We start from the raw sequence: 15,415 nt of genomic DNA, 5'->3' as shown, positions 1-15,415 counted from the left end.
CATTCCGCTGGCCATCGCGCTGCTGCTCTCGGCGCTGCTCGCACCGGCTGTGGGCTGGCTGTTGCGCGCTCGACTGCCCCGGTCGATGGGCCCGGCCGGCTCCGGGCGGTCAGGCTTGATCCCTGCGCCGGCCGGGCTGCCCCGAAACCCGACTCGCTTTCGCTTGTCGCGTCGGTGCTGGCCGTCCGATCCTGGTCACCGTGCGCACCGGGAGGGGCGATGGGCCACCAGGTCGTCAGCCAGTCGAGATCATCCGAGCTGACGAGTTCCCCAACCGTCTCCGCGCCACTGGTCGGGTCGACAAGCACATATCGCCAGCCATCGGCGGTGTGTACCGCCACGTCAAGCGGGACGTTGTCGAGCCATTCGGTGGCGATCAACAGTCCGTTGATCTCGTTGGGGATCTCGGCTGTCCAGTTGATCTCTTCGGGCAGGTCTTCGGGGCGGTCGGCGTACTCGACGGCTGTGAAGCGCACTCGCTGCGCGAGCGACGGACGGGCGGTGACCGACGACGGACCGTCGGGCGACCGTCGAACGGACGCCGTGGACGTCAGGGTTTCCGGGGAGCCCGCCCACGGAGGGATCAAGCCTGACCGCCCGGAGTGGGCGGGCTCCCCGGAAACCCCAACCGCGAGCCCGGCGAGAGCCCGCAACAGCTCCCCCCGCCCAGCCCCCACGTCCACGACATCGAGCCGTGGCGGATGGCCCAGCGCGGCGTCGACATGCGTGACGAGGCGCAGCAGGGCGGTGGCGAAGGCCGGGGACGCGTGCACGCTGGTGCGGAAGTGGTCGGCCGGGCCGGTGCCGACCACGAAGAAGCCGTCCGGCCCGTAGAGGGCGTGACTCATCGCGTCCCGCCACGGGATCGGCATCAGCTCACTCCGGGTTCAGCAGGTGTCACCGTGCCGACCCTACGGCCACCCGCTTCCCGATCCTCGACGGCCGGCCTCGCGGTTCAGGCCCGGAAGTAGTGGCCTCGTGCAGGTCGGCGATCAGTCCGGGGTGGGTGGGCGTCCAGCCGAGCAGTTCGCGGGTGACGGCGGACGACGTCGGGTTGTCCAGCTGCGCGAACGACCCGAGGAAGCCGAAGTGGTCGTTCGCCTCGTCGGGGCTGATGCTGCGGACCGGGATGCCGAGGTTGGCGCCGATGGCTTCCGCGATCTGCCGGAAGGGGACGCCCTCGTCGGCGGCTCCGTGCAGGCGCGTACCGGCTGGGGCCTTTTCCAGGGCGAGTCGGTAGAGCACTGCCGCGTCGAGCGTGTGGACGGCCGGCCACCGGTTGGTGCCCTCGCCGACGTACGCGGAGTATCCCTTCCGTCGGGCCGCCGCGATAATGGCGGTGATGAAGCCGTAGCGGTCGAGGGAACTGTGGACCGTGGGCGCGAGCCGGACGATTGACGAGCGCACGCCCCGGGAGGCGAGGTCGGCCACGACGTTCTCCGCGTCGATCCGGTAGCCACCGCTGGGGAACGTGTCGTGTTCGGTGCCGGGGCGGCCGGCGATGCCGCCCATCACGAGCATGGCCGTCCCGCCGGTGCCGACCAGGGGCTTGCCGGCGCCGATGAGGCCGTCGGCGAGTGCCGTGAGGGCGTCCAGGTCGGCCCTGGCGGCGCCGGCCAGGTCGCCGTTGATCATGAGGTCGTGGCGGAACGCCAGGTGAATCACCCCGTCGGAGGCGGCCGCCCCTTCGCGGAGCACGTCGAGGTCGGCGAGGTCGCCGCGGTGTGCCTGGGCGCCGAGCTTCTCGATGGCGGCGGCGGACGTGTCGGAGCGGGCCAGGCCGACGACCTGGTGTCCGGCGGAGGGCAGCTCGGGGACGACCGCGGAGCCGAGGTGGCCGGAGGCTCCTGTGACGAATACGCGCATTGTGGTTCCTTCGTGAGAGCCGATGTCACCTTGCGACATGACCATATCTCGCCCGATGTCACACCGCGACATCGCGGTGGCGGAGATGTCGCAATGTGACATCGGATACGATCGCCGGATGGCCCGCTGGCAACCAGACGCGCGCGGCCGCCTGGAGGCGGCCGCTTTCGAGTTGTTCCGCGAGCGCGGCTTCGAACAGACCACGGTCGCCGACATCGCCGCCCGCGCGGGCCTCGACAAACGCACCTTCTACCGACTCTTCGGGGACAAGCGCGAGGCGCTGTTCAGCGGCAGCGGGCACCTGGAGGAGATCCTGGTCCGGGTGGTGACCGAGACCGAGGCCCCGCCCTTCGAGGCGGTCGTCGCAGCCTTCCGCCGGGTGGCGGAGGAGATCTTCGCGGACCGCCTCGATCTGGTCCGGGCGCGGCAGGCAATCATCGAGAGCAGCCCCGAGCTACAGGAACGGGAACTGCGCAAGGCGGGCTCCCTGGTGGCGGCGGTCACCGCCGCCCTGCGTGCCAGGGGGGTCGACGAGACCACGGCCACCCTGGCCACCGAGTCGGGTGCCACCGTCTTCCGGGTCGCGTACGACCGCTGGGTCGCACCCGACAGCGACGCCCCGCTCAGCGACCTGATCGCCGAGGTGGCCGCCGAGTTGCGCGCCATCACCTCGGCCCCGACGCCCTGACCTCGGGCGGCCCCGACCGGCCGTCCCGTCGGTGGTGAAGGTTTTCACACATGCTTGTCCCGGTTCGGCGGGCCGGGCGCATACTTGCGATCGACCGGTACCCCTTCTCGAGGACTGGATCGTCGTCATGAGCGCACCGCTGCGCCCGCACCCCGGGCCTCCTGCCGCATCGCGGGACCGCGCCGTTCCCGGCGCCCGCGCCGCCTCCCGCCTGCTCACCGTCGGTGTCGTCGGCGCGGGCCGCGTCGGAGCCGTGCTGGGCGCCGCGCTCGCCGCCGCCGGGCACCACGTGGTCGCCGTCAGCGGTGAATCCGGGGCCAGCCGGGCGCGCCTCGCCCTGCTGCTGCCCGAGGTGCCCCGCCAGCCGGCCGCCGCCGTCGCACACGCCGCCGCCGACCTGCTGCTGATCGCGGTACCGGACGACGCGCTGGCCGGGGTGGTCGCCGACCTCGCCGAGCGGGGCGCCCTGCACCCGGGCCAGGTGGTCGCGCACACCTCGGGCGCGCACGGTCTGGGCGTACTGACGCCGGGCACCGCGGCCGGCGCCCGACCGCTCGCCCTGCACCCCGCCATGACCTTCACCGGTACGCCTGACGACCTGGCCCGCCTCGACGGCATCTCGTACGGGGTGACCGCACCTGCCGAGCTGCGTCAGCTCGCCGCCCGTCTGGTCACCGACCTGGGCGGCGTACCCGAGTGGGTGGCCGAGGCGGACCGCCCGCTGTACCACGCCGCGCTGGCGCACGGGGCGAACCACCTGGTGACCCTTGTGAACGAGGCGACCGACCGGCTGCGGGACGCCGGCGTGGAGCGGCCGGAGAAGGTCCTCGCCCCACTGCTGCGAGCCGCCCTGGAGAACGCGCTGCGGCTCGGCGACGACGCGCTGACCGGCCCGGTGTCGCGGGGCGACGCGGGGACCGTGCGACGGCACCTGGCCCGCCTGGCAGCCACCGCCCCGGAGTCCGTACCCGCGTACCTCGCGCTGGCCCGTCGTACCGCCGACCGGGCGATCGCCGCCGGCCGGCTCCGACCGGTGGACGCGCAGTCGCTGCTCGGCGTGCTTGCCGATTCGGGTCGGGAGGTGGCCGCGTGAGCGTACGGAGTGAGCCGACCCTGCGAGCCCCGCAGTCGCGAACCGAGGTGGCGCTGTGACCCAGCTCCTCCACACCCGTGCCGAGCTGGCCGAGGCCCGGGCCGGGCTGAAGGGCACCGTCGGTGTGGTGATGACCATGGGTGCCCTGCACTCGGGGCACGAGACGTTGCTGCGTGCCGCCCGGGAACAGGCCGACCACGTACTGGTGACGATCTTCGTGAATCCGTTGCAGTTCGGGCCGAACGAGGACTTCGACAGGTACCCCCGCACCCTCGACGCGGATCTGGAGGTGTGCCGGCGGGCCGGCGCCGACGTGGTGTTCGCCCCCTCGGTGGCCGACATGTACCCCGACGGCCAGCCCCGGGTACGCCTCGACCCCGGTCCGCTCGGCGCGGAGCTGGAGGGCGCGAGCCGCCCCGGTTTCTTCCACGGCGTGCTCACCGTGGTGCTGAAGCTGCTCCAGCTCACCCGGCCGGACCTCACGTTCTTCGGCGAGAAGGACTACCAGCAGCTCACCCTGGTCCGCCGGATGGCCCGGGACCTTGACGTACCGGTCGAGGTGGTCGGCGTGCCGACGGTGCGGGAGCCGGACGGGTTGGCGCTGTCCAGCCGCAACCGCTACCTGAGCGAGTCGGAGCGGGCCGCCGCGCTGAGCCTGTCCGCCGCACTGAAGGCTGGCGCGCGGGCGGCCGACGACGGCTCGGACGCGGGCGCGGTGCTGACCGCCGCGCACGCCGCGTTCGGCGCGGGTACGCCCGGCGCCCGCCTCGACTACCTGGTGCTCACCGATCCCGAGTTGGAACCGGGACCGGTGTCCGGGCCGGCCCGACTGGTGATCGCCGCCTGGGTCGGTGCCACCCGCCTGATCGACAACGCGGCGATCCACCTGGCACCCCGTCCCTGACCCGGCCGCCTCCCACCTCCACCATTCCCGCGAAAGGCCACCCCGATGCTGCGGACCATGCTCAAGTCGAAGATCCACCGGGCCACGGTGACCCAGGCCGACCTGCACTACGTGGGCTCGGTGACGGTGGACGAGGACCTGCTCGACGCCGCCGACCTGATCCCCGGCGAGCAGGTGGCGATCGTGGACATCACCAACGGCGCCCGGCTGGAGACGTACGTGATCCCGGGTGAGCGGGGCAGCGGCGTGATCGGCATCAACGGTGCCGCCGCGCACCTCGTACACCCCGGTGACCTGGTCATCCTCATCTCGTACGGCCAGATGGACGACGCCGAGGCCCGGTCGTACCGGCCGCGGGTGGTGCATGTGGACGCCGACAACCGGGTGATCGAGCTGGGTGCCGACCCGGCCGGGGTGGCCCCCGGCATGGCCGGTGACCCGGTGCCCAGCCCGCTGGCCGTGTCCGCCGTGTGATCCCGCGCGAGGCGATTCCGGTCTGTCACCGGAAGGTCATGTGCGGTTACCCTTGGCGCGCCGGCGCAAGCTGGCGGGTGGCTGGGGGAGGCCGCTATGCGCAGTGCCGTGAGGACCCTGTTCGCCGCCGCCGTGACGGCGGTGCTGCTGGTGGGCTGCGCCGGGTCCGGCGGCCTGGACGGTGACCTGACCGACGACTGGCCCGCCGTGGCGGCGCCTGCGGTGTTCACCCCGGCGGCAGGTGTCTGTCAGGCCGCCGACTTCACCGACGTGGTCACCCTGGCCGGCTACGAGCCGGTCGACTGCGCGGGTCCGCACCGGTTGGAGACCGTGCACGTCGGAGCGTTCCCGCTCCAGCGGGCGACCGCCCCGGCGGGTGGTTCGCCGGAGCTGCGGGGAGCGTTCGCCGAGTGCGACACCCGGGCGACCGGGTACGTGGGTGACGACTGGCGGGCCGGCCGACTGCGGTTGTCCGTGGCGCTGCCCTCCGGGCCGGGCTGGGTGTCGGGCGCTCGCTGGTTCCGGTGCGATCTCACCGAGTTGAGCACGGTCGAGGCGGCGGCGACCGTGGTGGTCCGCTCGGGCAGTCTGCGGGACGCGTTGAAGACTCCTTCGCCGCTGCGGCTGGGTTGCCAGCAGACCCGTGGCGCGGCCGGGCGTGTGCAGACGCTGGTCCCGGTGGAGTGCGGCGGGCGGCACGACGCCGAGTTCGTCGGCGTGTGGCGTGCACCGGACACGCCGTACCCCACCAGGGACGCCGACTGGGCGCCGCTCTACACCGGGTGTCGCAGTGCTGTCGGCCGCTTCGTGGGCGTGCCGGACGACGCCGACCTGCGTTTTCGCAGCGGTGTGGTGGTCCGCCCACCGGGGGCCGGGCGCTGGCGGGTGGGTGACCGGGGCGTGCGCTGTTACCTGTGGCTCAGCGACCGTACGGTGACCGCCTCCTTGAAGGGCGCGGGCCCGGCGGGTCTTCCGGTCCGGACGAAGTGACCACGGCCCGACGGTCGGGGCGCTCCGCGCGGCCCGGGACGGGGTAGCCGATACCACTCGTCCCGCCCCCGCCGCCCCCCGCGAGGTTCGTTCGGGTTGACTGGGGGGATGCACCTTCCGACCGTCGACCTGCCGGCCCTGCCCCCGTTGCTGGCCGCTCCCGAACCCGGCTGGGTGGAGACCACCGACGTGATCGTGGTGGGGTCCGGGGTGGCCGGCCTGACCGCGGCGCTGCACCTGCGGGAGGCGGGTCTGCACGTCACCGTGGTCACCAAGGTCAACATTGACGACGGCTCGACCCGGTGGGCGCAGGGCGGCATCGCCGCGGTGCTCGATCCGGCGGACACGCCGGCGGCGCACGCCCGGGACACCGAGGTCGCCGGGGTGGGGCTCTGCGACCCGGCGGCGGTGCGGGTACTTGTCGAGGAGGGCCCGACCCGGCTACGGGAGCTGATCCGGATCGGCGCCGAGTTCGACCGTCACCCGGACGGCTCGCTGATGCTGACCCGCGAGGGCGGGCACCGGGCGGACCGCATCGTGCACGCCGGCGGGGACGCCACCGGCGCGGAGGTGCAGCGCGCCCTGCACGCCGCGGTGCAGCGCGACCCGTGGATCCGGCTGGTGGAGCACGCCCTGGTGCTGGACCTCCTGCGGGCGCCCGGCGACGGCCCGGACGGGCTCGGCCCGGCCTGCGGCATCACCCTGCACGTCCTCGGCGAGGGCAGTGAGGACGGCGTGGGCGCCCTGCTGGCCCGTGCGGTGGTGTTGGCCACCGGCGGGATGGGGCAGGTCTTCGCGGCCACCACCAACCCGGCGGTCTCCACCGGCGACGGGGTGGCGCTGGCGATGCGGGCCGGTGCGGCGGTGACCGACGTGGAGTTCGTCCAGTTCCACCCGACGGCCCTGATCACCCCGTCCGGCGCGGGCGTACCCGGAGCCGGGCATGCCCAACAGCCACTGGTGTCCGAGGCGCTGCGCGGCGAGGGCGCGTACCTGGTGGACGGCGACGGCAAGCGGTTCATGGTGGGCCAGCACGAGCTGGCCGAGCTGGCCCCCCGGGACGTGGTGGCCAAGGGCATCCACCGGGTGCTGCTGGCCACCGGCGCGGACCACGTCTTCCTCGACGCCCGGCACCTCGGCGGCGCCTTCCTGGCCGGGCGGTTCCCGACCATCGTGGCGTCCTGCCTGGCCATCGGCGTCGACCCGGCCACCGACCTGATCCCGGTGGCGCCGGCCGCCCACTACGCCTCCGGCGGTGTCCGTACCGACCTGCGCGGCCGCACCTCCATCCCCGGCCTGTACGCCTGCGGCGAGGTGGCCTGCACGGGCGTGCACGGCGCGAACCGGCTGGCCAGCAACTCGCTGCTGGAGGGCCTGGTCTTCTCCCGCCGGATCGCCGACGACATCGCCGCGGGCCTGCCCGAGCAGGCCCAACCGGCGGACACCGGCGCGTGGCGGGGTGGCGAGGGGTGGGTGCTGCCGGCCGAGGCCACGCCGACCCTGCAACGGGCGATGACCCGCGGCGCCGGGGTGCTGCGGTCGGCGGCGACGCTCGCCGGGACGGCCGGGACGCTGAGCGAGCTGGGCACCGCCCGGGGCCGGCCACGGACCGCCGACTGGGAGGCGACCAACCTGCTCACCGTGGCGTCGACGCTTGTGGCGGCGGCGTACGTGCGCGGCGAGACCAGGGGTTGCCACTGGCGGGAGGATTTCCCGACCGCCGACGAGCGGTGGCTGGGCCACCTGGTCGGTTCGATCGGGGCGCAGGGCCGGTTGACGCAGCAGTGGGAGGGGAACGCATGACGGAGTCGACGCGGACGGCGCTGCTGGCCGCCGGACTGGACCCGGGGCAGGTGCGGCGGGTGATCGAGACCGCGTTCGTCGAGGACCTGGGACCGGACTTCCTGGACGTGACGAGCGTGGCGACCATCCCGGCCGAGCAGAGCGACACCGCCGACCTGGTGGCCCGCGCCGACGGGGTGCTGGCCGGGGTGTCCGTGGCCGCGGCCGTGTTCGAGCTGGTGGGCGAGGTGACCGGCTCCGGTCGTACCGTCGAGGTGTCGGTGTCGGCCCGCGACGGCGAGCGGGTGGCCCGCGGTGACGTGCTGGCGACGGTGACCGGCCCGACGCGGCTGCTGCTCACGGCCGAGCGGACGGCGCTGAACCTGCTCTGCCGGATGTCCGGGGTGGCCACCCACACCCGTGCCTGGGCGGACGCCCTGGCCGGCACGAAGGCGATGGTGCTGGACACCCGCAAGACGACGCCGGGCCTGCGGGCGTTGGAGAAGTACGCGGTGCGGGCCGGCGGTGGCACCAACAAGCGGATGGGCCTCTACGACGTGGCCATGATCAAGGACAACCACAAGCTGGCGGCGGGCGGGATCACGGCGGCGTTCCGGCGGGTCCGGGAGGCGTTCCCGGAGGTGCCGGTGCAGGTCGAGGTGACCACCGTCGAGGAGGCCGTGGAGGCCGTGGAGGCCGGGGCGGACTTCCTGCTCTGCGACAACATGACGCCTGAGGTGCTGGCCGAGGCGGTGTCCGCGGTGGGCGACCGGGCGGAGCTGGAGGCGACCGGCGGCCTGACCCTGGAGGTGGCGGCCCGGTACGCGGCCACCGGCGTCGACTTCCTCTCGGTGGGTGCGCTGACCCACTCGTCGCCGATCCTGGACATCGCGATGGACCTGCGCACCGGGTAGTTGTCTAGGCTGCGAGCGTGCTGCTCTGCATCGACATCGGAAACACCAACACCGTGCTGGCGACCTTCGACGGCGACAAGCTGGTGCACTCCTGGCGGATCAAGACCGACGCCCGTTCGACGGCGGACGAGCTGGGCCTGATGTTCCGGGGCCTGCTCGCCGGGGACAACGTCGAGATCACCGGCGTGGCCGCCTGCTCGACCGTGCCCGCCGCGCTGCGGTCGCTGCGCACCATGCTCGGCCGCTACTACGCCGACCTGCCGAGCGTGATCGTCGAGCCGGGCGTACGCACCGGGGTGCAGCTGGCCATCGACAACCCGAAGGAGGTGGGCGCCGACCGGGTGGTGAACACCCTGGCGGCGTACACCCTCTACGGCGGGCCGTCGATCGTGGTGGACTTCGGCACCACCACCAACTTCGACGTGATCAGCGGGCGGGGCGAGTTCCTCGGTGGGGCGTTCGCCCCGGGCATCGAGATCTCGTTCGACGCGCTGGCCGCGCGCGCCGCCCAGCTGCGCAAGGTCGAGGCGACCAAGCCCCGCTCGGTGATCGGCAAGAACACCGTGGAGTGCCTCCAGTCCGGCCTGTACTTCGGCTTCGCCGGGCAGGTGGACCGGATCGTCGAGCGGATGACCGAGGAACTGGGCGAGGTCAAGGCCGTGATCGCCACCGGTGGCCTCGCCGCCCTGGTGATCAACGAATGCCGGAGCATCACCCACCACGAGCCGATGATCACGCTGATCGGCCTGCGGATGGTCTACGAACGCAACCTGTGACCCGGCCGCCGTCGGGGCCGGCGTCCGCGCCGTCCTCAGCGCCGCCGGGCCCGCAGGACGAGCGTCCGGTACGGCAGGTCGACGGTTTCCCGCCCGGCCAGCTCGGGATGCTCGGCGAACAGCTCGCGCAGCTCCCGGTCGATCCGCGCACGTCGGTCGACCGGTGCGGTGAGCCAGTACGAGCGGGTGCGCAGCAGCGCCGTCACCTCGTCGGGCGTGAGCGTCGTGTGGTGCGTGAACTCCCTCAGCTCGACAGGTGTGAAGGCCGGGCCGAAGTCCTCGTACCGTCCGGCGACGTCGCCGGCGCTGTCACCGAGGTGGGCGATCCGACCCAGCTCGGCGACCCACGCGGTCCGATCGTCGCGCAGGTTCCAGATCGGGGCGAACGTACCGCCGGCCCGCAGCACCCGGGCGACCTCGGCGTGCGCCCGGTCCCTGTCGAACCAGTGGTACGCCTGCCCCACCACCACGGCGTCCGCGGCGCCGTCGGGCAGCGGGATGGCCTCGGCGCTGCCGGCCAGCGCGCGGCCGCCGGGAGTGGCGGCGTCCAGTTGGGCGCGCATCTCCGGGTCCGGCTCCACAGGCGTCACCTCATGCCCGAGAGCGAGCACCTGACGGGTGAGGATGCCGGTGCCCGCGCCGAGGTCGACGACCCCGCCGGCACTGAGCCCGTCGAGCGCCCACCGGAGGGCAGCTTCCGGATAGCGCGGACGAAACCGGTCGTAATCGCTCGCCGCAGCGCCGAACGACAGGGCGTGAGTGTGATCGACCATGACGGGCAGGTTATCCGCTAACAGCCCCCGGACCGCTTGAGTACGCTCGGGCCTGACCCCCTGTATCTCCCGTGACGAGGAAGCGTGCCGTGAGCGAGCAGAACGCCGTGCCAGTGGACCCCGCCGACGACCTTCCCGAGCAGATGAAGGTCCGCCGGGAGAAGCGGGACCGGATGCTCGCCGAGGGCGTCGAGCCCTACCCGGTCGGCTTCCCCCGCACCACCACACTGGCGGAGATCCGGACCCGGTACGCGGACCTGCCCACCGACACCGCCACCGGCGACGAGGTCTCGGTCACCGGTCGGGTGATCTTCGTACGCAACACCGGCAAGCTCTGCTTCGCGACCCTGCGCGACGGCGACGGCACCGAGTTGCAGGCCATGCTCTCGCTGGACCGGGTCGGCCCGGAGCGGCTGGAGGCCTGGAAGCGCCTCGTCGACCTCGGCGACCACGTCGGTGTCACCGGCGAGGTGATCACCAGCCGCCGGGGTGAGCTGTCGGTGCTGGCCGGGCGGTGGGAGATGACCGCGAAGGCGCTGCGACCGCTGCCGGTGGCGCACAAGCCGCTCTCCGAGGAGGCCCGGGTCCGCCAGCGCTACGTCGACCTGATCGTCCGGCCGCAGGCCCGACAGATGGTCCGTACCCGGGCGGCGGCGGTGCGCAGCCTGCGCGATTCGCTGCACGGGCAGGGCTTCATCGAGGTGGAAACGCCGATGTTGCAACTCCTGCACGGCGGTGCCGCCGCCCGACCGTTCGTGACCCACAGCAATGCGTTGAACACCGATCTGTATCTGCGAATCGCGCCGGAACTGTTTCTCAAGCGCGCCGTGGTCGGCGGCGTCGACCGAGTTTTCGAGATCAACCGCAACTTCCGTAATGAGGGTGTCGACTCTTCGCACTCGCCCGAGTTCGCGATGCTGGAGACGTACCAGGCGTACGGCGACTACGACACGATGGCCGAGTTGACCCGCAATCTCGTGCAACAGGCGGCGATCGCGGTCAGCGGCTCGACGGTGGTGACCCACGCCGACGGGCGCGAGTTCGACCTGGGCGGCGAGTGGCGCTCGGTGACGCTCTTCGGGGTGCTTTCCGAGGCGCTCGGCGAGGAGGTCACCGTCCGCACCGAGCGCTCCCGCCTCGTCGAGTACGCGGACAAGGTGGGATTGGCCGTGGACCCCAAGTGGGGGCCGGGCAAGCTGGCCGAGGAACTGTTCGAGGAACTGGTCGTCCCCGGCCTGCAGGCACCCACCTTCGTACGGGACTACCCGGAGGAGACCAGCCCGCTCACCCGGGCGCACCGCGGTGAGCCGGGGCTGGCCGAGAAGTGGGACCTGTACGTGCTCGGGTTCGAGCTGGGCACCGCGTACTCCGAGCTGGTCGACCCGGTCGTGCAGCGGGAGCGTCTGGTGGCCCAGGCGCAGCTCGCCGCCCGCGGTGACGACGAGGCGATGCGTCTCGACGAGGACTTTCTCCGGGCCATGGAGTACGGAATGCCGCCGGCCGGCGGTATGGGAATGGGAATCGACCGGCTCTTGATGGCCCTGACCGGGCTCGGAATTCGGGAAACGATCCTCTTCCCGTTGGTCCGCCCGGAGTAGTCCCGCCCGGCTCACAGCGAGCCGTTACCGCATCCTATTGACGGGGCAAGCCGCACGCGGGTTATTGTGCTCTCGTTAGCAGGAGTGCCCTGCTCGAAAGGAATGTGGGACGTGGCCAAGCAGATCATTCACAAGCTGGTCGATGACCTGGACGGCGGGGACGCGGACGAGACCGTCAAGTTCGCCCTCGACGGCGTTCAGTACGAGATCGACCTGTCGAGTTCCAACGCCGCGAAATTGCGCGACGTATTCGCGCCGTACGTGGGTGCCGGCACGAAGGTGGGCCGGGGTGGCGTCGTGATCGGTGGGCGGGCCGCCCGCGGTCGGGGCGGCGCGACGGCCGACCGGGAGCAGAACAAGGCGATCCGGGAGTGGGCCAAGAAGGCTGGCAAGGACATCTCGGACCGGGGCCGCATCCCGCAGGAGATCGTCGACGAGTTCCACGCCAAGCGCTGAGCCGTCAGCAGCGGGCGCGAGGCGACACCGACGCCGGACCGGAGCATTCCTCCGGGCCGGCGTCGCCGTATCCACCCCCGTGTCCGGTTCGCGGGTGGGGGGAAGCTTCCGGGGCCCACCGGCGTTGTCCACAACCAGTGGAGTAACTGTCCACAGCCTGTGGACAACCGTTCCGCAGGGGCTCACGCGGCCTGATCCGCCCTCTCGGAGGGCTCCCGAAGCCGGGAAAGGGCCCCCGTCGCGTCAGTCGGATTTCGCTCTGCGCGTAGCGACAGGGGTACCGGAACACCTCCTGAGCGCGGACGGTTGTGCAAAACGACGTGGAACCGACCCATACCCGAGACACACGACCTCAGCTGAGTCGGTCAGCGACGATAGAGTAAGGAGGCACGGACGCCCGTCCCGGACGTTCGTGCACCGGCCCCGCCAAGATCTTGACCATCAAGGCGCACGGCACGTGAGGAGCACGAGGGCATGTTCGAGCGGTTCACCGACCGAGCGCGACGGGTTGTCGTCCTGGCCCAAGAAGAGGCCCGGATGCTCAACCACAACTACATCGGTACGGAACACATCCTGCTGGGCCTGATCCACGAAGGTGAAGGCGTCGCGGCAAAGGCCCTGGAGAGCCTCGGCATCTCCCTGGAGGGCGTCCGCCAGCAGGTCGAGGAGATCATCGGCCAGGGCCAGCAGGCGCCGAGCGGGCACATCCCGTTCACGCCGCGGGCCAAGAAGGTGCTGGAGCTGTCGCTGCGCGAGGCGCTGCAGCTCGGCCACAACTACATCGGCACGGAGCACATCCTGCTCGGGCTGATCCGTGAGGGCGAGGGCGTCGCCGCCCAGGTGCTGGTCAAGCTCGGCGCCGACCTCAACCGGGTCCGCCAGCAGGTGATCCAGCTGCTCTCCGGCTACCAGGGCAAGGAGCCGGCCGCCGCCGGCGCCGCGCCGGGTGAGGCCGCGCCGTCGACCAGCCTCGTGCTGGACCAGTTCGGCCGCAACCTGACCCAGGCCGCCCGCGAGGGCAAGCTCGACCCGGTCATCGGGCGCGAGAAGGAAATCGAGCGGGTCATGCAGGTGCTCTCCCGCCGTACCAAGAACAACCCGGTCCTGATCGGTGAGCCCGGCGTCGGTAAGACCGCCGTGGTGGAGGGGCTTTCCCAGAAGATCATCAAGGGCGAGGTGCCCGAGACTCTGAAGGACAAGCAGCTCTACACGCTCGACCTCGGTGCGCTGGTCGCCGGTTCCCGCTACCGCGGTGACTTCGAGGAGCGCCTCAAGAAGGTGCTCAAGGAGATCCGCACCCGCGGCGACATCATCCTGTTCATCGACGAGATCCACACCCTGGTGGGTGCGGGTGCCGCCGAGGGCGCGATCGACGCGGCGAGCATCCTCAAGCCGATGCTGGCCCGTGGTGAGCTCCAGACCATCGGTGCCACCACCCTGGATGAATACCGCAAGCACCTGGAGAAGGACGCCGCTCTCGAGCGCCGGTTCCAGCCGATCCAGGTGGGTGAGCCGTCGCTGGCGCACACCATCGAGATCCTCAAGGGTCTGCGCGACCGGTACGAGGCACACCACCGGGTGAGCATCACCGACGCCGCCCTGGTGGCTGCCGCGACGCTCGCCGACCGGTACATCTCCGACCGCTTCCTTCCGGACAAGGCGATCGACCTGATCGACGAGGCCGGAGCCCGGATGCGGATCCGTCGGATGACCGCGCCGCCAGACCTGCGTGACTTCGACGAGCGCATCGCCCAGGTGCGTCGCGACAAGGAGTCCGCGATCGACGCGCAGGACTTCGAGCGCGCCGCCCAGCTGCGCGACAAGGAGAAGCAGCTCCTCGGCCAGAAGGCTCAGCGGGAGAAGGAGTGGAAGGCCGGTGACCTGGACGTCGTCAGCGAGGTCGACGACGAGCAGATCGCCGAGGTCCTCGGCAACTGGACGGGCATCCCGGTCTACAAGCTGACCGAGGAGGAGACCTCGCGCCTGCTGCGCATGGAGGACGAGCTGCACAAGCGCGTCATCGGCCAGGAGGACGCGGTCAAGGCGGTCTCGAAGGCGATCCGGCGTACCCGGGCCGGCCTGAAGGACCCGAAGCGCCCGTCGGGCTCGTTCATCTTCGCCGGCCCGTCCGGTGTGGGTAAGACCGAGCTGTCCAAGGCGCTCGCCGAGTTCCTCTTCGGCAGCGAGGACGCCCTCATCCAGCTGGACATGTCCGAGTTCCACGACCGTTACACGGTCTCCCGGCTGGTGGGTGCCCCTCCCGGCTACGTCGGCTACGACGAGGGTGGCCAGCTGACCGAGAAGGTGCGGCGTCGGCCGTTCTCGGTGGTCCTCTTCGACGAGATCGAGAAGGCCCACCCGGACGTGTTCAACACGCTCCTGCAGATCCTCGAAGACGGTCGGCTCACCGACGGTCAGGGCCGGATCGTGGACTTCAAGAACACGGTCATCATCCTGACCACCAACCTGGGCACCCGCGACGTCGCCAAGGCGGTGTCGCTGGGCTTCCAGCAGTCGGAGGACTCCGAGTCGACCTACGACCGGATGAAGCAGAAGGTCAACGACGAGCTCAAGCAGCACTTCCGGCCTGAGTTCCTCAACCGGATCGACGACACCATCGTCTTCCACCAGCTGCGCCAGACCGAGATCCTCTCGATCGTGGACATCATGATCCGGCGGATCGAGACGCAGCTGCACAACAAGGACATGGGTCTGGAGCTGACCGACAACGCCAAGAAGTACCTGTCGAAGAAGGGCTTCGACCCGGTGCTCGGTGCCCGTCCGCTTCGTCGCACGATCCAGCGCGACATCGAGGACAACCTCTCCGAGCGGATCCTGTTCAACGAGCTGACCCCCGGTCAGATCGTCGTGGTGGACTGCGAGGGCGACCCGAACGACATCGACAAGTCCAAGCTCGTCTTCCGGGGCGCGGAGAAGCCGGTGGAAGTTCCGGACGCCGTGCCGGCCGACCTCGGTGGCAGCACCGCCACCGCGGGCGCGGACGAGTAGGCAACACGCAACGAGGGGCGGGGCCCCGGTGGCATGAGCCACCGGGGCCCCGCCTTTTCGCGTCCACCCGCACGGCACGCTGGCGCCCGCCG

The 15,415-nt window shown here is 71.5% G+C and carries 14 protein-coding genes; 11 read left to right on the top strand and 3 right to left on the bottom strand.

What is annotated here, in order from left to right; translation table 11 throughout:
• Together ABZS77_RS10635 and ABZS77_RS10630 are read right to left on the bottom strand one after the other, a co-directional pair.
• Positions 1–872 (bottom strand): SAM-dependent methyltransferase (locus ABZS77_RS10635; RefSeq protein WP_354820449.1); only part of this gene is annotated, 872 nt, incomplete at its 3' end.
• Between the two features lie 25 nt (positions 873–897).
• A complete protein-coding gene (locus tag ABZS77_RS10630; RefSeq protein WP_354820446.1) occupies positions 898–1,866 on the bottom strand; it encodes an SDR family oxidoreductase in 969 nt (322 codons plus the stop codon).
• A gap of 118 nt (positions 1,867–1,984) precedes the next feature.
• Here ABZS77_RS10630 and ABZS77_RS10625 point away from each other — a divergent pair, with 118 nt between their 5' ends.
• The 8 genes from ABZS77_RS10625 (at position 1,985) to ABZS77_RS10590 (ending at position 9,487) form a co-directional block, all read left to right on the top strand.
• The gene (locus ABZS77_RS10625; protein WP_354820443.1) at positions 1,985–2,554 is read left to right on the top strand and encodes a TetR family transcriptional regulator; all 570 of its coding nucleotides are present in this window, start codon (positions 1,985–1,987) and stop codon (positions 2,552–2,554) included.
• A 127-nt stretch (positions 2,555–2,681) separates the two neighbouring features.
• A complete protein-coding gene (locus ABZS77_RS10620) occupies positions 2,682–3,647 on the top strand; it encodes a Rossmann-like and DUF2520 domain-containing protein (RefSeq protein ID WP_354820440.1) in 966 nt (321 codons plus the stop codon).
• Between the two features lie 55 nt (positions 3,648–3,702).
• Positions 3,703–4,551, top strand: a complete 849-nt coding sequence (panC, locus tag ABZS77_RS10615) for a pantoate--beta-alanine ligase (RefSeq protein WP_354820437.1) — start codon at positions 3,703–3,705, stop codon at positions 4,549–4,551.
• Positions 4,552–4,596: 45 nt separating this feature from the next.
• Positions 4,597–5,025: an aspartate 1-decarboxylase gene (panD, locus tag ABZS77_RS10610; protein WP_354820434.1), complete on the top strand. Its 429-nt coding sequence runs from the start codon at positions 4,597–4,599 to the stop codon at positions 5,023–5,025.
• A 96-nt stretch (positions 5,026–5,121) separates the two neighbouring features.
• On the top strand, positions 5,122–6,015 hold the full coding sequence (locus tag ABZS77_RS10605) for a septum formation family protein (protein WP_354820431.1): 894 nt from the start codon (positions 5,122–5,124) through the stop codon (positions 6,013–6,015).
• A 108-nt stretch (positions 6,016–6,123) separates the two neighbouring features.
• Positions 6,124–7,818 carry an L-aspartate oxidase gene (locus ABZS77_RS10600; protein ID WP_354820428.1) on the top strand — a complete coding sequence of 565 codons (1,695 nt, stop codon included), beginning with the start codon at positions 6,124–6,126 and terminating at the stop codon, positions 7,816–7,818.
• Positions 7,815–8,711, top strand: coding sequence for a carboxylating nicotinate-nucleotide diphosphorylase (gene nadC / locus ABZS77_RS10595; RefSeq protein WP_354820425.1), 897 nt, complete (start codon positions 7,815–7,817; stop codon positions 8,709–8,711). The genes ABZS77_RS10600 and nadC overlap by 4 nt, the downstream gene beginning before the upstream one ends.
• Before the next feature lie 17 nt (positions 8,712–8,728).
• Complete coding sequence (locus ABZS77_RS10590) at positions 8,729–9,487, top strand: type III pantothenate kinase (protein ID WP_203177616.1); 759 nt, start codon at positions 8,729–8,731, stop codon at positions 9,485–9,487.
• Between the two features lie 35 nt (positions 9,488–9,522).
• Here the strand turns inward: ABZS77_RS10590 and ABZS77_RS10585 are convergent, their stop codons facing one another.
• On the bottom strand, positions 9,523–10,260 hold the full coding sequence (locus ABZS77_RS10585) for a class I SAM-dependent methyltransferase (RefSeq protein WP_354820422.1): 738 nt from the start codon (positions 10,258–10,260) through the stop codon (positions 9,523–9,525).
• Positions 10,261–10,349: 89 nt separating this feature from the next.
• On the opposite strand from ABZS77_RS10585, the gene lysS reads away from it, so the two are divergent.
• From lysS to ABZS77_RS10570, 3 genes are all read left to right on the top strand, one after another.
• Entirely contained in the window at positions 10,350–11,858 is a 1,509-nt protein-coding gene (gene lysS, locus ABZS77_RS10580; RefSeq protein WP_354820419.1) for a lysine--tRNA ligase, read from the top strand.
• 111 nt (positions 11,859–11,969) lie between these two features.
• Complete coding sequence (locus ABZS77_RS10575) at positions 11,970–12,314, top strand: Lsr2 family protein (RefSeq protein ID WP_139582958.1); 345 nt, start codon at positions 11,970–11,972, stop codon at positions 12,312–12,314.
• A gap of 474 nt (positions 12,315–12,788) precedes the next feature.
• Positions 12,789–15,323, top strand: coding sequence for an ATP-dependent Clp protease ATP-binding subunit (locus ABZS77_RS10570; protein ID WP_354820416.1), 2,535 nt, complete (start codon positions 12,789–12,791; stop codon positions 15,321–15,323).
• Positions 15,324–15,415 lie beyond the last annotated feature (92 nt).

It is taken from the genome of Micromonospora sp. NPDC005298, from assembly GCF_040607375.1.
GTDB lineage: Bacteria > Actinomycetota > Actinomycetes > Mycobacteriales > Micromonosporaceae > Micromonospora.
The sequence above is the reverse complement of the archived record's forward strand: the minus strand, read 5'-3'. Positions and strand labels throughout refer to the sequence as shown.